Here is a 23094-nt window from a genome sequence, read left to right on the forward strand (position 1 = left end):
CCCTCGCTCTCGCCGCAATCATTTCAGCCTGGATCTGAATGAGTCCTCAACCTAGTTGCCTAGAGGAGCGTTTCCTAGTCACCAAGAACAAAGAAAAAGCTGCGGCGATAGTGGAAGAGATCGGCGAGGGCGCCAGGCGGTGCATTGGCCAACGGCGTTTTGACCGCAATTCCCCTCTCGTCTGAGATTTTCTCGGTAATCTCTCCGAACGCTTGTTCGAAGCCCATCATTGATCAGGGCTATGTAAAATGGAAGATTATGTACGTAAATCAATAGCATCTGGCGGAGGGAGTGGGATTCGAACCCACGGTGGGCTTGCACCCACGCCGGTTTTCAAGACCGGTGCCTTAAACCGCTCGGCCATCCCTCCATCGTGATTTTTCAACCACTTGGATGCTCGTCCTGATCTCAACTCGTGTCTAATGGCACTGCTGCGCCTGGAGATCGTTGGCGCTTCATTGCTCTAATGCGCCCGGCAAAGCCCTGTCAACCGGCCGCGACGCTTCCTGCCAACGGCAAGGCATGGGATTGATCGCCAATGGACGGTTTCATCATCCAGGGCAGCCAGGCAATCCTGCTGGCCCTTGCAGACATGCGGGCTCTTTTGGAACGTCTGAGGGCGGGGCTGCGGCAAGACGACCAGCGCTGCGCCGAAGGTCGAAAAGCCGCGATTTTTCGCAGCGATCGCCGGGACGATTCGTGCCACAATCTCGCCCGGTTCCGACCACAATCGGTTAATACGGTGATAAACAATTCCTGCGCACAAGGGATTGCGAATCAAGTGGCGCTGGCATTTGTCGAGTGGGTGTTTTGGCCCTCCGACAGTCAAGTTACAGTGCCTTTGTTGAGAGGGGACAATCGAAAATGCAGAGCACGGCGCGCCCGCATCTACGTCGCGCTTCCGCTTTCATGTTGTGTGCCCTGTCGGCAGCCTTGCTGGCAGCTTGTGCCGCGCCGCAGCCGAAGGCGATGGTCAACAAGAAGGCCCGCTCCAAGGAATATTTTTCCGAATCCGAATACGGCGTGAAGGCCAGCCCGCGCGTCACCTTCAAGATGTCGGGCCTGCAGCGTGGCGGCGGACGCGACCAGCTCGGCAAGCCCTATCAGGTGCGCGGCAAGTGGTATTATCCGAAGGAAGACAAACGCTACGCCAAGGTCGGGGCAGCGTCCTGGTATGGCGAAGCCTTCCACGGCAGGCTGACCGCCAACGGCGAAGTCTACGACATGACACATCTGACCGGCGCGCATCCCACAATGCCGCTGCCGAGCTATGCGCGCGTCACCAATCTGAAGACCGGCAGCTCGGTCATCGTGCGCGTCAACGACCGCGGCCCCTATCATGACGGGCGCATCATCGATGTGTCAAAGCGCGCCGCCGAAATGCTCGACTATGCCAATGTCGGCACGGCCAAGGTGAAGGTCGAATATGTCGGCCGGGCGCCGCTTCACGGCAACGACGACCAGTATCTGATGGCCTCCTACCATCCAGGCAACAGGGCGCCGGATCCGTCGGACGGCCTGCCGACTGGTGTCATGATCGCCATGAATGGATCGTCGCCGAGCGCGGCGTTGGGTGTCGCCGCCCCATTTCCCGGTCAGTTGACGAATTCTGCGTCGGCGCAGCCTGTCATATCAGCCGCCGGCAGTGTGACGCTGCCCGATTTCGGACCGATCGCGCCGGAACGTCCGGAAATCGATCTGCCGGCGCAATCGCCATTCACCGTGGCTTCGCTGTCTTATGCGGACGAGCGCGTACAGGGCGCCGCCAATGCCTTTGCCGCGCTGGATGGCGCCGGCATGTCGCCCGTCGAAATCCTTCAATCGTGGAAGCGGCAAGCGCCTTCCGCCGGTTCGCCCACGGACTATGTCGCGGCGGGTTCGTTCGAGGATGCCGCCGAGGCGCAGCGTGTGGCGGCCCAGCTCTCCGGTTTCGGCAAGACCGAAATCCAGCGCTCTGAGTTCGAGGGCAAGGACTGGTATTCGGTCAATCTCTATCCGGACGGCCATAGCAGCCTGGACGAGATGCTGCAGGCAGCGTGGTCGCACGGTGCACCCGATGCGCTCGTGGTCCGGAACTGACCGGCAAAACCTGAAGTTTTGCCTAGTTGTCCGTGGGCGCGATTGATCCGTCGAGGCAAAGCCTGATAGCTTGTAGAGCTTGCCCAGAAATGCCGGCTGACAGGTCTAACCTCTCATGAAACTTCGCTTCGCCGGGCTCCTGGGTTTTGGCCTCCTGCTGTTTTCGCTCGTTCCGGCCGCGGCGCAGCTTTTCGAGACCAAGGCCGCGCAGGCCTTCATGATCGACGCCGAAACCGGAACGGTGCTGTTTTCCAAAGACGCGGACAGGCCGATTCCGCCGGCATCGCTGGCCAAGCTGATGACGATGGAGGTGGCTTTCAACGCCATCAAGTCGGGGCGCATGACGCTCGACGATACGTTCGTGGTGAGTGAGAACGCATGGCGCACCGGCGGAGCGCCGTCCAGAACGTCGACCATGTTTGCCAAGCTTAAATCGACGGTCCGGCTCGAAGACCTGATCCAGGGCGTGACAGTCCAGGCAGCCAATGACGGCTGTATCATCATCGCCGAAGGTTTCGCCGGATCCGAGGCGAACTTCGCGGCGCAGATGACCGAGCGCGCACGGCAGATTGGTCTGGAGAAGTCGACATTCGTCAATTCAACCGGTCTGCCGGCCGACGGTCAGCAGACGACCGTTCGGGAGCTTGCGCTTCTGGCCTTGCATATCTGGCGGCATTATCCGGATCTCTATCGCTACTATAGCCAGACGGATTTCACCTGGAACAAGATCACCCAGAAGAACCGCAACCCGCTGCTGGCGATGGGTATCGGAGCGGACGGCCTGGCGGTCGGCATGAGCGAAGCATCCGGCTTCGGCATTGTCGGCTCGGTCAACCACAATGGCACACGCCTCATAGCGGCGATGAGCGGACTGGCAAGCGATCGCGAGCGCGCCGAGGAAGCGCGAAAGCTGCTCGACTGGGGCGTTCGCTCCTTCCAGAAGACCGAGATTTTCGCCAGGGATGAAGTGGTCGGCGAAGCGCAGGTTTTCGGCGGGGCGAAAGCCGGTGTGGCGCTGAAGGCAAAAGGGCCGGTGGATATCTTCCTGCCCATTGCCAACCGCGACAAGCTGACCGCCAGGATCGTTTATGACGGACCGGTTGCAGCACCCGTGGAGGAGGGGCAAGCGGTGGGCGCACTGCGGGTCTGGATCGGTGATACGCTGAGCCAGGAGACGCCGCTTTTCGCGGCCGAGTCGGTTGGCGTGGGCTCGCTGCCGCAGCGCGCGCTCGATGCCGTCAAGGAACTGGCCGTCGGCTGGTTGCGTTAGCATCACGGCGTGGACCTTTTCTCAAGTCGGGACTATTACGGTCCCGCAGCATGGACAAAGGCTTTGGCGCACGGATTTTTCATCACCTTCGAGGGCGGCGAAGGAGCAGGCAAGTCGACGCAGATCGAGCGGCTGGCCAGCAAGATGCGCGCCAAGAAATACGATGTCCTTGTTACGCGTGAGCCGGGCGGTTCGCCGGGCGCTGAGGCGGTCAGGCATGTCCTGCTTTCCGGCGCTGCCGAACCATTCGGCCCCAGGATGGAGGCGCTGCTTTTCGCCGCCGCGCGTTCCGATCACGTCGAGCAGGTCATCCGGCCGGCTGTCGAGCGCGGCTCGATCGTGCTTTGTGATCGCTTCATGGATTCCTCGCGCGTCTACCAGGGCGTCACCGGCGGCCTCGATCCAGCATTCATGGGCGCGCTGGAAAAGGTCGCCATCAATGGCATGGTGCCCGATATGACGCTGATTTTCGATATCGATCCGGCCGAAGGACTGCGGCGCGCCACCGCACGGCGGGGTACCGATGCCGGCGCCGACCGCTTCGAAAAGGAAACGCTGGATATCCATCAGCGCCGCCGCGAAGCCTTTCTGGCGATCGCCGCGGCGGAGCCAGAGCGCTGCATAGTCGTCGACGCGTCCGCAGATCCCGACACGGTGGAGAATGTCGTCACCGCCGCCGTGTTCGCGGCTCTGGAGACGATGGCGCCGGCGCACAGGAAGCAGGCGGCGCCGGGATGATTTTCGAACGGATCGCACCAGAACAGCACGACACGCTCGACGGCGTCCCCGAGCCATCCGAGACCCCGCGTCTGGTCGGCCATGGCCAGGCGGCGAACATGCTCGCCACCGCCTATCGCTCCGGGAAGCTGCCGCACGCGCTGATCTTTGTCGGTCCGGTCGGCATCGGCAAGGCGACGCTCGCCTTCCATCTGGCGCATCATCTGTTGAAATATCCGGCGTTCGAGCAGGCGCCCGACGTTCTTGCCGTCCCTGATCCGGCGTCATCGCTGTTTCGCCAGATCGCCACCGGCGCACATCCTTCGGTGCTGCATCTGACCCGCCCGCCGAACGACAAGACCAAGAGCTTCAAGACGGTCGTCACTGTCGATGAAATCCGTAAGGTCAGCCGCTTCCTGTCGCTGACTTCGCATGACGGTAGCTACCGCGTGGTGATCGTCGATCCGGCCGACGACATGAATGCCAATGCGGCCAATGCTTTACTGAAGAATCTTGAGGAACCGCCGGCACGAACCCTGTTCATTCTCATCGTCCATGCGCCGGGCAGCCTGCTGCCGACGATCCGCTCGCGCTGCCAGATGGTGCGGCTGGCGCCGCTCGATGCCGAGAGCCTGATGACGGTTCTGGAGAGCGTCGAACCACCACCACCGGACGATCCAGCGGCGCGCGCGGCACTGGCCGAGCGGGCAGGGGGCAGCGCGCGCGCCGCAATCCTGTTGACGCAGTATGGCGGGCTGGAGATCGCCGAAACGCTCGACGCCCTGGTGACAGTGAGAAAGAGCGATGTCGCCGGCGCCTACCGTCTCGCGGAGGCGGTCGCCGGTCGCGACCAGGCGATCCAGTTCGATATCTTCAATCGCCGTGCGCTCGACCTGCTCTCGACCGGTGCAAGCCAGGCCGCGCTGGCGGGCGATCTGGCGCGGGCCAAAACGCTGTCGGATACTTGGCACGAGGCCTTGAACGCTATATCTGAAACCGACACCTACAATCTCGACAAGAAGCAGCACGCCTTGACCATGATCGACCGCCTGAATTCTGCAATGCGAATGTGACGGCCCAGTCGGGATGGCAATCGCCGTTTCGATGCGATATCTCACCGCGACATCTTCATTCAGACATTCATGACGGCTCATCCATGGCACGCGAAAAATACTACCTGACGACGCCGATTTTCTATCCGAACGGCAAGCCGCATATCGGCCACGCCTACAATGTCATCGCCAGCGATACGCTGGCCCGCTTCCACCGGCTCGACGGCAAGGACGTCTTCTTCGTCTCGGGAACCGACGAGCACGGTTTGAAGATGCAGCAGACGGCGGACTCCGAAGGCCTGACGCCGAAAGCGCTTGCCGATCGCAACTCGGCGATCTTCCGCTCGATGCTCGCAGCGACCGGTTGTTCGAACGACGTTTTCATCCGCACCACCGAGGAGCGCCACTACAAGGCCTGCCAGGCGATCTGGACACGCATGGCGGAAAATGGCGACATCTACCTCGACCGCTATAGCGGCTGGTATTCGGTGCGGCAGGAAGCCTATTTCGACGAGGCCGAAACCAAGGTCGGCGACGACGGCGTTCGCCGCGAGCCGCTCGGCTCGCCAGTCGAGTGGACCGAGGAAGAAAGCTATTTCTTCCGCCTTTCCGCCTATCAGGACAGGCTGCTCGCGCTCTATGAGAGCAACCCTGAATTCGTCGGTCCGGTGGAGCGGCGCAACGAAATCGTCAGCTTCGTCAAATCCGGGCTGAAGGATCTGTCGATCTCGCGCACCACGTTCAATTGGGGCGTGCCGGTACCGGGCGACGACAAGCATGTGATGTATGTCTGGGTAGATGCACTGACCAACTACATCACTGCTGCCGGTTATCCGGATACGGCCAATGAGAGATGGTCCTTCTGGCCGGCGAACGTCCACGTCATCGGCAAGGACATTGTCCGCTTCCACGCTGTCTATTGGCCAGCCTTCCTGCTGTCGGCAGGAATCGAACTGCCGAAGCGCGTGTTCGCGCATGGCTTTTTGTTCAACCGCGGCGAGAAAATGTCGAAGTCGGTCGGCAATGTCGTCGATCCGTTTGCGATGATCGAACATTACGGTCTCGATCAGGTGCGCTATTTCTTCATGCGCGAAGTGCCGTTCGGCCAGGACGGCAGCTACAGCCACGAGGCCATCGTCAACCGCACCAATGCCGACCTCGCCAACGATCTCGGCAATCTGGCGCAGCGCTCGCTGTCGATGATCGCCAAGAACTGCGGCGGCGTGGTGCCGAAGCGCGGCGAATTGAGCGACGCCGACAAGGCGATCCTCGATCAAGCAAGTGCCGCCCTTGTCACGGCACGCAAGACGATGGCCGAACAGGGCATCCATCTGGCGCTGGCGGCGATCTTTGGCGTGGTGGCCGAAGCGAACCGCTATTTCGCCGGGCAGGAGCCGTGGGCGCTGAAGAAGACCGATCCGGCCCGCATGGAAACGGTGCTGTGGACGACGGCCGAGGTGATCCGGCGTATTGCGATCCTTTGCCAGCCCGTCGTCCCGACCTCGGCGGCTAAGCTGCTCGACCTTCTGGCGGTGCCGGCGGACAGCCGCGACTTCGCGCACGTCGCCGAAGATCACGCGCTGGTTTCAGGCACGGCTCTGCCGGCGCCGGAACCGGTGTTTCCACGCTATGTCGACCAAACGGATGCAAGCGCCTGATGTTGGTCGACAGTCACTGCCATCTCGACTTTCCAGATTTCGCAGAGGAGCGGGCGGCCATCGTCGCTCGCGCTCTAGCTGCTGGAATTGGTCGCATGGTGACGATCTCGACGCGTGTGAAGCGATTTAAACAAATACTTGAAATCGCTGAATCTTTCGATGAAGTCTATTGCTCTGTCGGCACCCATCCGCACAACGCCGCCGAAGAGCTGGACGTGACCGTCGAAGAGCTTGTCCGGCTGTCCGCCCATCCGAAAGTGGTGGCAATCGGCGAAGCCGGGCTCGACTATTTCTACGATCATGCGCCGCGCGATGCGCAGGCGCAGGGTTTGCGCACCCATATCGCCGCCGCGCGCGAGACGGGTCTGCCGCTGGTCGTCCATTCGCGCGACGCCGACAGCGACATGGCTGACATCCTCGAGGACGAAACAGGGAAGGGCGCCTTCCCCTTCATCCTGCACTGTTTTTCGTCGGGACGCAGGCTGGCCGAAGTCGGTGTGGCGCTTGGCGGCTATGTTTCCTTTTCCGGCATCCTGACCTTCAAGAATTCGGCCGAGCTGCGCGCCATCGCCGCTGATATTCCGCACGACCGCTTGCTGGTCGAAACCGACGCGCCATACCTCGCGCCGATACCGTTTCGCGGCAAGCGCAACGAGCCTGCCTATGTCGCGCATACAGCCAAGGTGCTGGCCGAAACGATCGGCGTCAGCGAGGCCGAGATTGCGACCGTCACCACGGACAATTTCTTCCGGCTGTTCAGGAAGATGCCGCGCCCAAGCGCACTGAGCGCCTGACGCATGAGCGACCGGCTGCGCCTCACCATTCTCGGCTGCGGTTCATCGCCGGGCACGCCGCGCATCACCGGCGACTGGGGCAATTGCGATCCGACCAATCCGAGGAACCGGCGCATGCGCACCGCCGCACTCGTCGAGCGGATTGCGGCAAACGGCGACAGGACCGCAGTTGTCATCGACACCGGGCCGGATTTTCGCGAGCAGATGCTGCTGGCATCGGTCAGGCGTATCGACGCGGTCGTCTATACGCATCCGCATGCCGACCATATCCACGGCATCGACGATTTGCGCGGCTTCGTGCTCGAACAGGGTCATCTGATCGATATCCACGCCGACCAACCCACCATGCTGCGATTGCGGCAGGCTTTCGATTATTGTTTCGAAACGCCGCTAGGCAGTTCCTATCCGCCCATCGTCGATGCCCATATCATCGACCACGCCAGGCCGGTGGTGATCGAAGGCGAGGGGGGTGCCCTCACCCTTGAGCCGCTGCCGCAGATCCATGGCGACATCATATCGCTTGGTTTTCGCATCGGTGGGCTCGCCTATTGCCCTGATGTCAGTGACTTCCCCGACGCCACGGCCGAGCGGTTGCGTGGTCTGGACGTGTTGGTCATCGACGCGCTGCAATACAGAACGCATCCGAGCCATTTGTCGCTCGGTCAGGCACTCGGCTGGATCGAAAGACTGGTACCGGGAAAGGCCGTGCTGACGCATATGCATGTGCCGCTCGACTACGCCGCTGTGATGGCCGAGACACCGGCCAACGTCGAGCCGGCCTATGACGGCATGACGATCGAAATCCCCTATGAATCAGAACGATAGGTCGGTTTTTTCATGGCTGGCAGCATTGACCGTGTGACCAAGGCAGCGGCCGATGCAGGCCTCGACATCGAGATCAGGCGCATGGGCGCCTCGACCCGCACCGCCGAGGAAGCCGCCGCGCAATGCGGCTGCACTGTTGCACAGATCGTCAAATCTTTGATTTTCCAGGGAGAAACCAGCGGCAGACTTTTTCTCTTCCTGGTTTCCGGCTCCAACCAGCTCGATCTCACCAAGGCCGCGGCGATGACCGGCGAGCCGCTGAAGCGCGCCGACCCGCGGCAAATCCGCGACCAGACAGGCTTTGCCATCGGCGGCGTAGCCCCAATCGGCCATCTGGTCGCGATCCCGGCGTTCGCCGACGAAACGTTGCTCGACTTCGACCGCGTATGGGCGGCGGCCGGCGCGCATGACGCGGTGTTCGCCACGGAGCCACACGCAATGGTCAAGGCAGCACACGCTGTCGTGGCAAAGCTGACAACCTAAGCCGAACATGTCCGATTTTGACTGACCTCGAGACCGCAGCATGCGACCGGGCGAACACCTATTCGGCGGCGACGGCGTTGGATGCAGGCGGCAGCATGATGTCCGGCGCAGCCGGCGCGAACAACATCTTTACGAAGCTGCGGAAAGCGAGGATCTGGCGCTCTAGCACGCAGGGATCGCCGAGCCCCCGCGACATGATGATGCCGCCGTCGACCACGCAGGAGAACATCTTGGCCACGTCGTCGATGTCCACTCCTTCGCGTGCGGGATAAACGCGCGCGATCTCGTTCAGCGCGTCGCGAAACCGTCCGTTCCAGGAGCGTACGGCGTCGGAGGCGATGTCGCGCACATTGCGGTCGAAGAGGCGCTCCTGATAGGTGAACGTCGCGATCAGGCAACCGGGGTGGCCGTTCGGCAAGTCACCCATCAGCTCGGCGAGCAGCTTGAGCGTGATTAGGAAAGACTGCAACGGATCGTCGGACAATTGCCGACCGCGTTGAAACGCATCGTCGAAGATGCGGTCGTTCTCCTCGACGTAGCGCAGCATCAAGGCGCGGGCGAGTTCGTTCTTATCCTTGAAATGATAGAAGAAGCCGCTCTTGGTGATGCCGGCTTCGGCGATCACTTCCTCGATGGAGGTCGCGCCGAACCCCTTGGCCAGCACCGAGGCCTCGGCGATCTCCAGAATGCGTTCGCGCGTTTCCGCACCTTTGCGCATGACCAAATCCCTCGAATTTGCTGTACCGACGGTATGGTTTTCACCCACGCCAACATCGACGTCGATAGCGATACAGCCGCCCATGCGTGGCTAACCATCTGTAATTGCAGCGGTTCTCGTTTCGGTGGACTACCGGACCACAAGCTTTCTAGTGCACGACGGCACGTGCCGCTAGAACCAAGCTATTCCGAACCGGCCCCAACCCAGGCGGCACGGTGTTATCTTACCACTGGAGACAAGCATGGCCAAGTACCGCCAGAATCTGCCGCAACTCGCCAACAGAACATTCCTGAGCGATGGCGGCATGGAGACGACCCTCATCTTTCACGAGGGCCTCGACCTTCCGCATTTTGCTTCATTCACGCTGATGGCGACGCCTGAAGGCCGGCAGAAGCTCAAGGAATATTATGTCCGCTATCTGACCATTGCGCGCAGAGGCGGGACTGGCTTCATCCTCGACACGCCGACATGGCGGGCCAATCCCGATTGGGGAGCGTTGCTCGGCTACGGGCCGGAAGCGCTCCGCGCCGTAAACGAGGCCTCGATCGAGCTTCTTCTCGATCTGCGCAAGGAGTTCGAAACCGCCGAGACGCCTTGCGTCATCAGCGGCGCGATTGGACCGCGCGGCGACGGCTACAAAGCGGGCAAGATGGACGCCGACGAGGCGGAAGCCTATCACGCGGCGCAAATCGAAAGTTTCGCACGGACCGAGGCCGACATGGTGGCGGCCTATACGCTCACCAATTTCAACGAAGCAATCGGAGTGGCGCGGGCGGCCAAAGCGCATGTTATGCCCTGCATGATCTCCTTCACCGTGGAGACGGACGGGAAGCTGGTGACCGGTATGGCGCTCGGCGAGGCGATCGACAGGGTCGATGACGCGACGGACGGTGCGCCAGCCTATTATATGATAAACTGCGCACATCCGACGCATTTCATGCAGGCGCTGAAAAAAGGCGAGCGATGGCTCGACCGTGTCTACGGCGTGAAGGCGAACGCTTCGGCCAAAAGTCATGCCGAACTGGACGAATCGGAGACACTCGACGCTGGCGACCCGGACGACCTCGGCTGGCGCTACAGCAGGCTGAAAGCCTCGTTTCCGACCATGCGCATACTGGGCGGCTGCTGCGGCACCGACCATCGGCACGTCGCGGCGATCTGCGAGGCCTGCGTGCCGCAAGCGGCGTAGGAGACGCCATGCTACCAACCGCAGTTCCGCAGGAACAAGGAACTGCGGTTGGGCTGAAAAACAGCACGATCAAAACCATATCTCAGTTCCATAATCTATCTTATGCGACTGAGTGGTTTGCCTAACCATCGACATGCTGCCGGCGATGCCGATGAATCCGACACACCGCCCCCGCTAATCAAGCACGGCCACGGCCTCCACCTCGAACAGCATGCTGTCGAGCGCCAGTCTCGGCACGGGCACCAATGTCTGCGCCGGCAGTGTCTCGCCGAACGTTTCCTTGACGTGCCTGGTCAGCACCCCGAGCTTGGATTGGTCATGATCGACCACGAAGACCGTGAGCTTGATGACCTGATTCGGTTTCGCGCCGATCCCCTCAAGCGCCGTGCGCAGGTTCGCATATGCCTGTCCCACCTGGACCGCGAAATCGGGCGACAAGGCTCCCGTGCTGTCTTCTCCGCCTTGGCCAGCGATGTAGGCAATCCGGCCTCCGCCGGAAGCGATCACGGCGTGGCTGTAGCCGTTCGGTGCGGGATCGTAGAGGCCTTGCGGATTGACGATGGTCAGCTTGAGATCATTCTCATTCGCTGTCGTCGCAGTGGGAACTCCCATGGTCATGATGATTAGCCCTCCGATAAGCAGATGCGTGATTGCGCGTGACATGATTTTCTCTTGGCTCTGCAGTCCTGCGAGCGACGTGCCCTCGCGGCCGGTATGATTGAACTTTAGCCCATATCGCCCATGCGACGACTCGTGCAATATACGAGTCATCGTATGGTACGCCGTACGAGTCAAGCGCTCAAGATCGACATTGGTAGCGTTGCCGGTCAATATCGACGTTCTGAACAGCGAGGAGGACCAATGGCAGCCAAACGTAGCGGCGCCCGGAGCAAACGGTCTCAGCGGATAGGTGAGAGGCTCCAGCCCGTGCAGGAGCCGAGCAGTGAACCCCCTCTCTCTCGGGAGCGTATCGTGGCGACCGCGGTGGAACTGCTGGACGCTCGAGGAGTCGGCGGATTGACGATGCGTCGGCTGGCCGATTGCCTCGGCTCGGGCGTGATGAGCCTATATTGGCACGTCGACAACAAAGAGGATGTCTTTGATCTGGCGCTCGATTCGGTGCTCGAATACCGCAGACCGCCGCAAACAGTTGAGTCTCAAGACTGGCGCGAGGAAGTCGTTCATATGCTCGAAGACTGGCGCGCCAGCATGCTGCGTCATCCCTGGTCGGCATCGCTGTTGCCGCGCCGGGCGCTCGGCCCGAACATCCTCAGTCGCCTGGAACTGCTGAGCAAGACCTTGTCCAGGGCCGGTGTAGCGGACGCAGATCTGAACGTCGCGATATGGTCGCTCTGGAACTATGTGATGGGCGCCACCATCACCCGCGCGAGCTTCGACGTCTCGGACGACGACAGGGCCGCCGCGCAGCAGCGCCTTACACGTCTCAGCGAACGCTACCCGACAATCGAACGCTCTCGTCTTCTGTTGGATGACGATTGGGACGGCGCCTTCCGGAAGGGCCTCGCCTTCCTGCTCGATGGCCTCGCTCCAAGATGAGCGAGTACGATCTGCAACGGATGAAAGACCCTCTGATTTTTGCGTCGATTGGCGCACTTTGTATTAATCTTGCGACCTTACAGGCTAGGATTTTGCCGCCCTACCCGCAAATGCCCCCTATCCTGCACCTTCAACACCGCAGTTTCAGCTAAGCCATCATCAAGACCATCAAGAAATGACCGCCTCACCTTCCTTTCTCGGCTTTCCCGATCGCCTCGCCGAGGGCCGCATGCCCCGTGCGGTGATCTTTGGAGCCGGTCACGGCAGCACTTATCCCGGCAAGGACAGCAGCGGCTATGCCCTGGCCGCCGACGCCATCCGCGCTGCAAGCCAGGACGATGCCGCGCTCGTCGAGCACTGGGATTTCGATCTCGGCGGCTTGCTGTTCGATGGCAACCCGACCTGCTGCATCGATACCGGCGACATCCCGACCACCATGCATGACAATGCCGGCAACCGGACCCGGATCGAGACGAAGACACGCGAGGTCCTGGCATTGCCGGCCGTACCGATCCTGCTCGGCGGCGACGATTCCGTGGTCATACCTTTTCTTGCTGGCTTTGCGGACCACGGGCCGGTCTGGATCCTGCAGATCGACGCCCATATCGACTGGCGCGACGAGGTGCATGACGAACGCTACGGCTATTCGAGCCCAATGCGCCGGGCAAGCGAGATGCCGCATGTCGCCGGCATGGTGCAGGTCGGCCTGCGTAGCGTCGGCAGCGCACGCCTCGCCGAGATTGAAGCGGCGCGGCGTTATGGCAGCCGCTTCGTAACCGCCCGCGAAGTTCACTCTCAAGGCGTCGAAGCCGTTCTCCAGCATATTCCGGAAGGAGCGCGGGTCGTCGTCACCCTGGACTGCGACGGCCTCGATCCCGGCATCATGCCGGGCGTGGCGGCACGTACACCTGGCGGCCTCACCTACACGCAGGTGATCGACCTGATCGCGGGCCTCGGCAGGCGGGCCAGGATCGCAGGATTCGACCTTGTCGAACTCTATCCTCCCGCCGACATTGACGGTCTGTCGGCCCTGACCGCCGCGCGCCTTCTCGTCAATGCGATCGGCACCATCGTCCGTCAGGTTTGAAACCCGGCTTCCTCCTCTTTGCGCAGGCGGGCGGACAGCCGCTGTTCCACCTCATCAGCCGGTTCTACGAACACACGTCGTCATTGCCCAATGGGAGCCAAGCGTTGGTGAGATTGGATGCGGCTCACCGGGCCGCGTTGCGCTCCGGGGAGTCCGCCCGAAATTACCAAGCCGAGCAGCAGTGTCATGATTACCCACAGAGTCGTCCGTGAGACCGCCAGCGTGAGCTTGACGAACGAAGCCGTCGGGGGCGGAGGTCCAAGACCGGCCTCACCCGCACCGCACACTGTCAGAATTCACCAGCGCCGAAATCACCGCCGTCGTTGAAACCGGAATCGTCTGCCCCGTCGGGACCGCCCTGCTCTGCCTGTGGTGCCGGCGGCTCGGTTGCCTGCGCTTCGCTTCCGCCGAACATGCCTGCGATCGCGTTGCCGAGAAAGCACGCCGCCGGCCACGCCCATCGCAGTCTGCGCGGCGCCGGCGAGAAAACCGCCGCCTGCCCTCTGCGGATGGTTGCCAGAAAACGGCTCCTCCGGCGCAGCGGTGCGCCCTACCCGCGGGACCGAACCCGAGCGCCTGGTGCCGCCGAAGAGGCCGCCAAGCAGCCCGCCGCCGGCGGACTGCTGTGCCTGCTGTTCCAGTTCCTCGATGCGGGACTGTGCCGCGTTCAGGGCTTGCTCTTGCACGACGATCGTCTGCGCCATGTAGTATGGCGCGCCGGGTTGCCTGGCAATCTGGTCATTGATGAAGCGTTCCGCTTCGGCATCACGCGGCGGCGTCTGCCGCTCGACATTGGCGAGCTTTTCGAACAGATCCCCGAGCGCCTACTGGTCGTTCCTGTCCATGAGACACAACTCCGGTTATCCAGGCGCGTCGCGCCTGAGCGATTTTCGCGACGCGCTTTAAGTCTGCTTTATTGCACGTCGCTGCTCCAATACCGCTGCCGCGACATGCATTGATCTGACGCGGCTATTCGCGCTCGCCGGTGAAGTTCAGCAGCAGCTGGAAGATATTGACGAAGTTCAGATAGAGCGAGAATGCGCCGAAGACGGCGAGCTTCTGCTGCGATTCCGCACCGAAATTTTCCGCATATTGCTCCTTGATCGTCTGCGTGTCCCAGGCAGTGAGCCCGATGAAGACGGCGATGCCGATCACCGAAATGGCGAACTGAAGCGCGGTCGAGCCGAGGAAGATGTTGACGAGGCTGGCAATCACCACACCGATCAGGCCCATGATCAGGAAGGACGAGAACTGGGTCAGATCACGCTTGGTCGTGTAGCCGTAGAGGCTGGTCGCGCCGAACATGGTGGCGGCGATGAAGAAAGTGCGCGCGATGCTGGTGCCGGTGAAGACCAGGAACACTGAGGCCAGCGACAGGCCCATGACCGCACAGAACGCCCAGAACATCGCCTGAGCGCCGGCTGCGGACATCGTCTGTATCCGGAACGAGAACAGCAGCACGAAGGCGAGCGGTGCCAGCATCACCACCCACTTCAAGGGGCTGGAAAAGATCGGCACGTAGAGGGCTGGCGTGGAAGCCACCACGAAGGCGATCACGCCCGTAACGACGAGGCCAATGCCCATGTAGTTATAGACGCGCAGCATATGCTGGCGCAGGCCTTCGTCAAAGACGGCCCCGGCTTGGGCTCCGACGCCGGTGCGGTATCCTAGGTTGGGGGTATTCATGCGAATTCTCCTTGATGAGGGTCAGTAAAGCGTTTTGGCGAGCGTTTCTGCGGCGCGATCGAGGTCGCGGACATCGCTTCGAGCGACGACCGCATAGGCGACCTCCCCGACCTGGAAATAAGCCGAGGAGATTTCATCCGAGGGAACGATGGTCGGCTGAACCACGTCGAACGTTCCGGGCCTGATCGCGAAGAGCGAGACCAGTCCCAGGTCCCTTGTTTGGACAGCCATCTCGACGCTCGGGCCGAACTGCGACGGATAGATCTGCACGTCACGGACCTTCCAGTCCTTCGGCAGCGATGGCATGACGATCGCCGTGGCCGCGCGAATTTCGTCCGCATTGTAGTCCGGCGTTTCGGGCTGCGACGACATGGCCTCGCGCATGATCGTCGTCCTGTGTGCCCGGATCGCCTCCTCCAGATAGACGGGCGGCTGGGTTGAGGCGACGACTTTTGTAACCGAAATCGGCCCGACGATCCCATTCGCCAACCAGCCCGCGGCCACCAAGACTGCGACCGTCGCTGCCCGCTGCAGCGTGCCTAAAACGCGGCCTCGGGCCAGCCCCCGTTCCAGCCGCCGTGCCGCATCGGCCGTCGCTGGCCGTGCCATGCCCTTGGACCCGGCAAGCGCCACGCGCAGTTCGTCGCGCGTCCTGAGGTCGGACATCACGCGCGCGGCAGCCTCCGGGCGGGCGGAAAGAAACGCCTCGACCTCGATGCGGCGGGCAACGTCCAGTTGGTCGTCGACATAGGCGTCGAGGTCGGCATCGGTGACCGGGTCGCGCAGTTCGTTCATCACGGACCTCCTACGATCCTGAGGTGGCTTTTCGCACGTGCCGGCAACGTGTCCTCCATCTCACGGAGCGCCGCGCGCGCCCGGCCGATGCGCGACATCAGCGTTCCCAGCGGCACGCCGATGGCCTCGGCCGCCTGGCTGTAGGTAAGTCCCTCGATGGCGACGAGATGCAGCGCCGAACGCTGCTCTTCCGGCAATTTGAAGAAGGCTTCGCGCACCTCTGCCAAGCGGATGGAATGTTCCTGGGGGGCCTGGATACTGGCGTCGGCAAGGTATTCGGCCTGCTCGATGCGCACCGCTTCAGACTTGCGGGACCGCAAACGGTCGATGAAAGCGTTGTGGACGATCGACAGCAGCCATGCGCGCAGGTTTCCGCCGGATCGGAAGGTGCCGCGCCGCTCATAGGCACGCACCAGCGCGTCATGCACCAGGTCCTCTGCTTCGGCGCCATCGCGCGTCAGCGAACGCGCGTAGCGCCGCAGGGAACCAAGCTGTCCTATGATATCGAAGCGTGGCATCGACCCTCTCATGTCCTGTTTACGGAGCATGGCAGGTTTTAATCCCGCTCCTTGAATTTTTTTCGGTCCGGGAAGGTCAGGCGGCGGGCCTTGGGATTCCGTACGCTGGGGGCTTCTTCCATCCCCGTTCAACCCGCACCATCGCCGCTCGGCTTACCCCGGGGATAGCCCTCATCCACCATCGCGTCGCGCTAATCAGCCAAGGGGTCGACGGCATCGTTCACAATGTCCGGGCGAGGAGATCGTCCCGGATTCGATGTTTACACCTGAATTAATTTGTGACGCGGAAAAACCCGAGGATGTCATCTTTTTCGAGCACTTGGGCGTTATAGGCAGCAAACATTCACCACCGACGTTCCTTCTCCGACGGCTCTTTTTGAGCCCGCCTCGTTCAACGAATCACAGACCCAACATGACAAGCAATGCACCGGCCCAGCGGGATACCCGCATCGATGTCTTCCGCGCGCTGGCGCTGCTGACGATCTTCGTCAACCATGTGCCGGGGACGATCTTCGAGTATTTCACGCACAAGAATTTCGGCTTTTCCGATTCGGCCGAAGCCTTCGTGCTGATTTCAGGGATTGCCGTTGGGCTCGCCTACGGGCTGAAGTTCCAGCCGGGGAACCGGTTGCTCATCACCCTGAAGGCGTGGCGACGCGCCGGTGTTCTCTATGTCACCCACATCATGACGACAGTGGCGACGCTGGCGATCTTCTCAGCGGCTGCATTGCATTTCTCGCGGCCCGATCTTTTGAAGCTGATCAACATCCAGATGATCATCGAGGACACGCCGGAAGCGCTGCTCGGCATTGCCACGCTCAGCCATCAGATCGGCTACAACAACATTCTTTCCATGTACGCCGTCGTACTTCTGATGATGCCGCTTTTCCTGTGGATCGGCTCCTTCAGCCTGCGGCTGATGCTTGCTGCGTCCGCTCTTCTCTGGCTCATCGCCGGCATTTTCCAGATCGCCCCTTCGAACTTTCCCGGCGACGGCTTCTGGTTCCTGAACCCTCTCTCCTGGCAGTTTCTGTTCGTCATCGGGATTGCCGGCATGCTGCATGTCAAGCGCGGCGGCGAAATCCGCTTCAACTGGATGATGGCGAGCGCGGCCGTCGGGTATCTGGTCGGCGCGCTGATTTGGGTGCGGCTGCCGTTGTGGGGCGTTGAAACGGCCTCCGGCCTGCCCACCGTGCTGACCGGGTTCGACAAGACATTCCTGTCGGCGTCGCGGCTCATGCATATTCTGGCGATCGCCTATCTGATCGTAGCGATCCCGGCGCTTTCCAACCTGGCGAGGACAGGCCCCGGCCATCCGCTCGCGATTCTCGGCAAACATTCGCTGCCGGTCTTCATCGCCGGAACGATCCTCGCCATGATCGCGCAGGTGATGAAAGTCGTCAGCCCGGGCGGGCTCCTCTACGACACGATCCTGATCTCGACCGGAATCGCGCTGCAGTTCGGCTTCGCCTACTACCTCGAATGGTTGCCGCGGATCGGTTGGGGCGGCAAGAAGCTGCAACCTGTCGCCGCCTTGCCGTCTGCTGCTGCCCTCAGGACGGCGTGATAGAACAGCGTCGACTGGCTGACAGCGGAAAGCCGCGTTTGCGGCGGTTTTCAGCCTGGCGCTAGTGAAAACCGCTGGCGCAACACGGCCGATTTGCGTATCACTCCGCCGCCAACGGAACCGCGCCGATGTTCGAAGACCTGCAGCCTGCCCCAGCCGACAAGATCCTAGCCTTGATCGGCCTCTATCGCGCGGATCCCCGCCCCGACAAGGTCGACCTCGGCGTCGGCGTCTACAAGGATCGTGACGGCAAGACGCCGGTGATGCGCGCCGTGCGCGAGGCCGAAAAGCGATTGCTGCAGAGCCAGGACACCAAGACCTATCTCGGCCTTGCCGGCGATACCGGCTTCAACACGGCGATGGCGAGGCTGGTCTTTGGCCCCGCGGCCGACCTGACGCGCATCCGTGCGGCGCAGGCGCCCGGCGGCTCCGGCGCGCTGCGGCTGGTGGCCGAGTTGCTCAAGAGGACGCGATCCGACGCGACGATCTGGCTGTCGGACCCGACATGGCCGAACCACATGCCGGTCATGCGCGCCGCCGGCTTGCAGATACGCGAATATCCCTATTTCGACGCCGCCTCGGGTACGGTTCGCTTCGCGGACATGATGAGCGCGCTGGCGACCGCCAAGAGCGGCGACGTGGTGCTGCTGCATGGTTGCTGCCACAATCCGACAGGCGCCAATCTGGACGCCGCGCAGTGGGCTGAAATAGCCGACCTTCTCGTCGAGCGCGGCCTGCTGCCTTTTGTCGACATTGCCTATCAGGGTTTTGGCGAAGGCCTCGACGCCGATGCCGCCGGGTTGCGCCTCCTGGCCGAAAAAGTTCCGGAAATGGTCGTCGCCTCGAGCTGCTCGAAAAACTTTGCCGTCTATCGCGACCGCGTCGGCGCGGCGATGATCCTGGCCCAAGACAGCGCGCAGGCCGATGTGGCAACGGGCCAGATGCTGTCGGCGGCGCGTGCCATGTATTCGATGCCGCCGGACCACGGCGCGGCCGCGGTGCGCATCGTGCTTGAAGACGCCACGCTGCGCGCCGACTGGGAAGCGGAGCTTGAAGAGATGCGCCTGCGCATGCTGCGGCTTCGGGTGCAGTTCGCCGAGGCACTGCGGCGGCAGTCCAATTCCGATCGCTTCGATTTCGTCGCCAGCCATCGCGGCATGTTTTCCCGGCTTGGCCTGTCTGAAGCGCAGGTCGAGCGGCTGCGCGCCGAGCACGGCGTCTATATGGTCGGCGATAGCCGCATCAACGTCGCCGGCCTGCCGGAAGACGGGATGGACGCGCTCGCCAAGGCGATCGTCTCCGTACTCGATTGATACTTTTTGCTTGACCATGATCTTTTCCGAAAACCGGCTTCCACTTTCCGGGATCATGGTCTGGCCGGCAACTGTGGACAATGCGCCCTCGCCGGCTGACAGCGTTGGCCGGGCGGCCGGGCGCACGATAGCATTCAGCTGATGAAACCCTCGAAAGACATTTCCCGGCTGATCGAAATCATGGCGGCGCTGCGGGCGCCGGAAACCGGCTGTCCGTGGGACATCGAGCAGGATTTTTCGACCATCGCGCCCTACACGATCGAGGAAGCCTACGAGGTGGCGGACGCCATCGCGCGCGGCGACTTGGACGATCTGCGCGACGAGCTCGGAGATCTGCTGCTGCAGGTCGTCTACCATGCGCAGATGGCCGAGGAGGCCGGTGAATTCGCCTTTGGCGACGTGGTCCAGGCCATCACCACAAAAATGATCCGCCGCCATCCGCATGTCTTCGGCGACGAGAAGGCGCGCAGCGCCGGCATGGCCAAGGGCATGTGGGAGAAGATCAAGGCCGAGGAAAAGGCGGAAAAGCGAAACGCCCGCCTCGCTCGCGGGCATGATCCGGAGGATCACGGCAAGGGTTTTCTGGACGGCATTCCGGTTGCCCTGCCCGCTTTGACCCGGGCGCTCAAGCTGCAGGAAAAAGCGGCTCGCGTCGGCTTCGACTGGAGCGAGGCCACGCCGATCCTAGACAAAATCGAAGAAGAGATCGGCGAGTTGCGCGAGGCCCTTTTCAAGGGCGATACGGCTTCGATCAAGGACGAGTTCGGCGACATGCTGTTTGCCGTCGTCAATCTCGGACGTCATCTCAAGGTCGATTCCGAAGCGGCGCTCAGCGGCACCAACGAGAAATTCCGGTCGCGGTTCCACCATGTCGAGCAAGCGCTGGAAGCGTCCGGAAACACGTTGGAAAAGGCGACGCTGGACGAGATGGAGATGCTTTGGCAGCAAGCCAAGAGCGCGAAGTAACAGCGATTATCCGTTGTTTTTACGATTCAATCGGCTTTCGACCTCTTCGCGCGCGCTTTGCGTCGCCTTAAGCGAAACGGTCAAGCTGCCATCCTCGTTGTCGGTGCGCGAGACAATGTCGCCATTGCGGTAGAGCCAGTCGACGAGCCCGAGCTGGTCAGGCTTGAGCGTGACAGTCAACGTTTCCAGTTCGCCTGAAACTCTTGCCTCGATGATCGCCTTCAGTACATCGATGCCCTCGCCGGTGGCGGCCGATATGGCAATCGGCGGTGCCTTCTTGCCGTCGATGCCGTCGGCGAGCAGCCGCGCCCGGTTGCCTTCATCGAGCCGGTCGATCTTGTTCCATACTTCGATGACGCGCCTGGTGTCGCCGGCATCGACGCCGAGATCGGCGAGGATGCGCTCGACATCCTCGGCCTGGGCAGCCGTGTCGGGGTCCGAAATATCGCGCAGATGGATGACGAGATCGGCCTCGACCACCTCTTCCAGCGTGGCCCGGAACGCCGCGATCAGATGCGTCGGCAGGTCCGAAATGAAACCGACGGTGTCCGAAAGGATGACCGGCGTGCCGTGCGGCAGTCGCACCCGCCGCAGTGTCGGATCGAGCGTGGCAAACAGCATGTCCTCGGCCAGCACCCCTGCTCCGGTCAGCCTGTTGAACAACGTCGACTTGCCAGCGTTGGTATAGCCGACGATCGCCACCACCGGGAAAGGCACCTTCTTGCGCTTGGCGCGGTGCAGATCGCGGGTGCGCCGCACGGTTTCCAGTTCGTGCTTCAGCTTGTTGATCTTGTCCTGCAGGACACGGCGGTCCGATTCGATCTGCGTTTCGCCAGGGCCGCCGAGGAAACCAGCGCCGCCGCGCTGGCGCTCGAGGTGGGTCCAGCTTCGCACGAGCCGACCCTTCTGGTAGTTGAGGTGCGCGAGATCGACCTGCAGTGTGCCTTCCTTGGTGCGTGCGCGCTCGCCGAAGATCTCGAGGATCAGCCCGGTGCGATCCAGCACCTTGGCGTTCAATTCCTTCTCGAGATTGCGTTGCTGCACGGGCGTCAGGGGATGATCGACAATGACCAGTTCGGCATGGCCCTCTTTGACGATCTCGGCGAATTCAGCAACCTTTCCGCTGCCGAGCAAGGTCGCAGGCCGCGGATCATTGATCGTCACCACCGCGGTATGGATCGGGTCGAGGTTGATGGCTTGGGCAAGGCCGACCGCCTCCTCGTGGCGGGCCTCGGCGGAGCGCGTCAGGCGCGGACGATTCGTATCTTCGTCGCCGCGTGGCTGGCGGGTAAGCACAGGGACGATGACCACGGCCCGCGTCAGGCCCTTGGCTTCCGCCCCCGGCTGATATGCTGTTTTTTCGCGGACGCTGCGGTCCGCGTCTTTCTTGCGTGCCAATCAGGCGCCCTGGCTTTCCTCACCATCGAACATCTGAACCGGCTGGCTCGGCATGATCGTGGAAATAGCGTGCTTGTAGACGAGCTGGGAATGGCCGTCGCGACGCAGCAGAACACAGAAATTGTCGAACGAAGTGACCACACCGGTCAGCTTGACGCCGTTGATGAGAAATATGGTGAGTGGGTTTTTGCTTTTGCGAACTGAATTCAGGAACAGGTCCTGAAGATTTTGCGATCGTTCCGCCATTGTTCTTGTCTTTCGCCGATCCCCTTCGGTTTGCAGGCCAATGCGCCAAATTACCCGGCACGTGTCAAGCGCGCAAACACCATCTTGCCGTCAATAACGACAAGCAGAACGAGATATATTGATGTTCATTCCACCTGTGCGGTTATCAGGCTGGACTTTTTTCCGCAACGCCAAAAAAGGCTTGCCGCAAGGAAAGTGTTATCGAGCCCGGGTGGCCGTTGGCGACGAGAACGCCGTCAATCGCCACGACCGGCATGGCAATCGTGGTCGCGGAGCTGATGAAAACCTCGCGCGCGGCCTTGGCTTCGGCGACCGAAAAGCCCCGCTCCTCGATCTTCAGGCCGAGCTTGGCGGCGACGTCGAACAGCGTGGTGCGGGTGATGCCGCGCAGGATGCCGTGCTCGGCCGGCCGCGTCACCAGCACGCCATCCCTGGTGATGATCCAAGCGTTCGACGATCCACCTTCCTTGACGGTGCCGTCGGCATCGACGAACCAAGCTTCCTGGGCGCCGGCTTCCTTGGCCTTCTGCTTGGCGAGGACATTCGGCAACAGCCCGACGGACTTGATATCGACCCGGTCCCAACGATTCTCGGGCACGGTGATAACCTTGATCCCGCTTTCGGCCCTCCTCCCGGCAGCAGTAGGGTCGGCTTTCCTGGCGGTCACCACCAGCGACGGCTTCGTGCCCGCCGGGAAAACAAAGTCGCGGCTGGCGACGCCGCGCGTCACCTGAAGGTAGACCAGGCCATCGGTGACATGGTTGCGACGGACCACCTCGCGCAGGATAATCGGCAACACGTCTGGGGTGACCGGCCATCCGATCGACAGCTCACGCAACGAACGGTTCAGGCGCCCGAGATGGCGAGGCATATCGACGATGAAGCCGCGCGCCACCTCGCAGACCTCGTAGACGCCATCGGCGAACTGATAGCCACGGTCCTCGATATGCACGACAGCGTCGGCGTGAGCGACATAGCGCCCGTTCACATAGGCAATGCGCGGCATGGATAACCCCTGGAGAAGTCAACGCAGACCCCGAAAATCGGAATCGATTTTCGGAAAGGATCATGCGCAAAAATCAAAATGCTACAGCGTCCTTTGCGCGTCCCAAAAGACGCGCGGCGCTTTCTTAAGCGATTCCGCCGCCGCCGTAACCGAAAATTGCGTAGGCCACG

At 61.9% G+C, this 23094-nt stretch carries 24 protein-coding genes, 1 tRNA gene and 1 pseudogene; 14 read left to right on the forward strand and 12 right to left on the reverse strand.

The features are described 5' to 3' along the window. Positions 1-74 precede the first annotated feature (74 nt). The gene (locus E5X88_RS27285; RefSeq protein ID WP_292166808.1) at positions 75-230 is read right to left on the reverse strand and encodes a hypothetical protein; all 156 of its coding nucleotides are present in this window, start codon (positions 228-230) and stop codon (positions 75-77) included. A gap of 50 nt (positions 231-280) precedes the next feature. Next, positions 281-370 (reverse strand) — tRNA-Ser (locus tag E5X88_RS27290). Between the two features lie 494 nt (positions 371-864). Between E5X88_RS27290 and E5X88_RS27295 the strand changes: the two genes are divergently transcribed. The 8 genes from E5X88_RS27295 (at position 865) to E5X88_RS27330 (ending at position 8878) form a co-directional block, all read left to right on the forward strand. Next, entirely contained in the window at positions 865-2079 is a 1215-nt protein-coding gene (locus E5X88_RS27295) for a septal ring lytic transglycosylase RlpA family protein (protein WP_292166810.1), read from the forward strand. A gap of 115 nt (positions 2080-2194) precedes the next feature. Then, a complete protein-coding gene (locus tag E5X88_RS27300; RefSeq protein ID WP_292166813.1) occupies positions 2195-3349 on the forward strand; it encodes a D-alanyl-D-alanine carboxypeptidase family protein in 1155 nt (384 codons plus the stop codon). Positions 3350-3412: 63 nt separating this feature from the next. Beyond that, a complete protein-coding gene (gene tmk, locus E5X88_RS27305; RefSeq protein ID WP_292166817.1) occupies positions 3413-4087 on the forward strand; it encodes a dTMP kinase in 675 nt (224 codons plus the stop codon). Further along, on the forward strand, positions 4084-5139 hold the full coding sequence (locus E5X88_RS27310; protein WP_292166820.1) for a DNA polymerase III subunit delta': 1056 nt from the start codon (positions 4084-4086) through the stop codon (positions 5137-5139). Before tmk ends, E5X88_RS27310 begins: the two co-directional genes overlap by 4 nt. 83 nt (positions 5140-5222) lie before the next feature. Beyond that, on the forward strand, positions 5223-6776 hold the full coding sequence (metG, locus tag E5X88_RS27315; RefSeq protein WP_292166823.1) for a methionine--tRNA ligase: 1554 nt from the start codon (positions 5223-5225) through the stop codon (positions 6774-6776). Further along, positions 6776-7570 carry a TatD family hydrolase gene (locus tag E5X88_RS27320; RefSeq protein WP_292166825.1) on the forward strand — a complete coding sequence of 265 codons (795 nt, stop codon included), beginning with the start codon at positions 6776-6778 and terminating at the stop codon, positions 7568-7570. Before metG ends, E5X88_RS27320 begins: the two co-directional genes overlap by 1 nt. A gap of 3 nt (positions 7571-7573) precedes the next feature. Further along, entirely contained in the window at positions 7574-8395 is an 822-nt protein-coding gene (locus E5X88_RS27325; protein WP_292166828.1) for an MBL fold metallo-hydrolase, read from the forward strand. A gap of 12 nt (positions 8396-8407) precedes the next feature. Beyond that, positions 8408-8878: a YbaK/EbsC family protein gene (locus E5X88_RS27330; RefSeq protein ID WP_292166830.1), complete on the forward strand. Its 471-nt coding sequence runs from the start codon at positions 8408-8410 to the stop codon at positions 8876-8878. A 58-nt stretch (positions 8879-8936) separates the two neighbouring features. Here the strand turns inward: E5X88_RS27330 and E5X88_RS27335 are convergent, their stop codons facing one another. Beyond that, positions 8937-9596, reverse strand: a complete 660-nt coding sequence (locus E5X88_RS27335) for a TetR/AcrR family transcriptional regulator (RefSeq protein ID WP_292166833.1) — start codon at positions 9594-9596, stop codon at positions 8937-8939. Between the two features lie 241 nt (positions 9597-9837). On the opposite strand from E5X88_RS27335, the gene E5X88_RS27340 reads away from it, so the two are divergent. Next, on the forward strand, positions 9838-10785 hold the full coding sequence (locus tag E5X88_RS27340) for a homocysteine S-methyltransferase family protein (protein ID WP_292166835.1): 948 nt from the start codon (positions 9838-9840) through the stop codon (positions 10783-10785). A 174-nt stretch (positions 10786-10959) separates the two neighbouring features. On the opposite strand, the gene E5X88_RS27345 is transcribed toward E5X88_RS27340, so the two are convergent. Beyond that, complete coding sequence (locus E5X88_RS27345; RefSeq protein WP_292166838.1) at positions 10960-11448, reverse strand: RidA family protein; 489 nt, start codon at positions 11446-11448, stop codon at positions 10960-10962. 198 nt (positions 11449-11646) lie between these two features. Here E5X88_RS27345 and E5X88_RS27350 point away from each other — a divergent pair, with 198 nt between their 5' ends. Beyond that, on the forward strand, positions 11647-12342 hold the full coding sequence (locus E5X88_RS27350; RefSeq protein ID WP_292166840.1) for a TetR/AcrR family transcriptional regulator C-terminal domain-containing protein: 696 nt from the start codon (positions 11647-11649) through the stop codon (positions 12340-12342). Positions 12343-12517: 175 nt separating this feature from the next. Next, positions 12518-13429 (forward strand): agmatinase, encoded by a 912-nt coding sequence (locus E5X88_RS27355; protein WP_292166843.1) that lies wholly within the window; start codon positions 12518-12520, stop codon positions 13427-13429. Between the two features lie 289 nt (positions 13430-13718). On the opposite strand, the gene E5X88_RS27360 is transcribed toward E5X88_RS27355, so the two are convergent. From E5X88_RS27360 to E5X88_RS27380, 5 genes and pseudogenes are all read right to left on the reverse strand, one after another. After that, the gene (locus E5X88_RS27360; protein ID WP_292166845.1) at positions 13719-13844 is read right to left on the reverse strand and encodes a hypothetical protein; all 126 of its coding nucleotides are present in this window, start codon (positions 13842-13844) and stop codon (positions 13719-13721) included. A 79-nt stretch (positions 13845-13923) separates the two neighbouring features. Continuing rightward, positions 13924-14241: pseudogene (locus tag E5X88_RS27365) on the reverse strand (DUF2076 family protein); the annotation flags it as partial. A gap of 157 nt (positions 14242-14398) precedes the next feature. Beyond that, entirely contained in the window at positions 14399-15115 is a 717-nt protein-coding gene (locus E5X88_RS27370; RefSeq protein WP_292166847.1) for a Bax inhibitor-1/YccA family protein, read from the reverse strand. Between the two features lie 21 nt (positions 15116-15136). After that, positions 15137-15910, reverse strand: coding sequence for an anti-sigma factor (locus tag E5X88_RS27375; protein WP_292166848.1), 774 nt, complete (start codon positions 15908-15910; stop codon positions 15137-15139). Beyond that, a complete protein-coding gene (locus E5X88_RS27380; protein ID WP_292166849.1) occupies positions 15910-16428 on the reverse strand; it encodes a sigma-70 family RNA polymerase sigma factor in 519 nt (172 codons plus the stop codon). The genes E5X88_RS27375 and E5X88_RS27380 overlap by 1 nt, the downstream gene beginning before the upstream one ends. A gap of 412 nt (positions 16429-16840) precedes the next feature. Here E5X88_RS27380 and opgC point away from each other — a divergent pair, with 412 nt between their 5' ends. The 3 genes from opgC (at position 16841) to mazG (ending at position 20274) form a co-directional block, all read left to right on the forward strand. Further along, positions 16841-17995: an OpgC domain-containing protein gene (gene opgC, locus E5X88_RS27385; RefSeq protein WP_292166850.1), complete on the forward strand. Its 1155-nt coding sequence runs from the start codon at positions 16841-16843 to the stop codon at positions 17993-17995. 128 nt (positions 17996-18123) lie between these two features. Beyond that, positions 18124-19308 (forward strand): amino acid aminotransferase, encoded by a 1185-nt coding sequence (locus E5X88_RS27390; protein ID WP_292166851.1) that lies wholly within the window; start codon positions 18124-18126, stop codon positions 19306-19308. A 141-nt stretch (positions 19309-19449) separates the two neighbouring features. Next, positions 19450-20274 carry a nucleoside triphosphate pyrophosphohydrolase gene (gene mazG, locus E5X88_RS27395; protein ID WP_292166853.1) on the forward strand — a complete coding sequence of 275 codons (825 nt, stop codon included), beginning with the start codon at positions 19450-19452 and terminating at the stop codon, positions 20272-20274. 6 nt (positions 20275-20280) lie between these two features. Here the strand turns inward: mazG and hflX are convergent, their stop codons facing one another. From hflX to E5X88_RS27410, 3 genes are all read right to left on the reverse strand, one after another. Further along, the gene (gene hflX / locus E5X88_RS27400; RefSeq protein WP_292166854.1) at positions 20281-21672 is read right to left on the reverse strand and encodes a GTPase HflX; all 1392 of its coding nucleotides are present in this window, start codon (positions 21670-21672) and stop codon (positions 20281-20283) included. Further along, complete coding sequence (gene hfq / locus E5X88_RS27405; RefSeq protein ID WP_006202172.1) at positions 21673-21918, reverse strand: RNA chaperone Hfq; 246 nt, start codon at positions 21916-21918, stop codon at positions 21673-21675. Between the two features lie 145 nt (positions 21919-22063). Continuing rightward, positions 22064-22924, reverse strand: a complete 861-nt coding sequence (locus E5X88_RS27410; protein WP_292166855.1) for a D-amino-acid transaminase — start codon at positions 22922-22924, stop codon at positions 22064-22066. Positions 22925-23094: the final 170 nt, after the last annotated feature.

It is taken from the genome of Mesorhizobium sp. (genome assembly GCF_004962245.1).
In the GTDB taxonomy this organism is placed as follows: domain Bacteria; phylum Pseudomonadota; class Alphaproteobacteria; order Rhizobiales; family Rhizobiaceae; genus Mesorhizobium.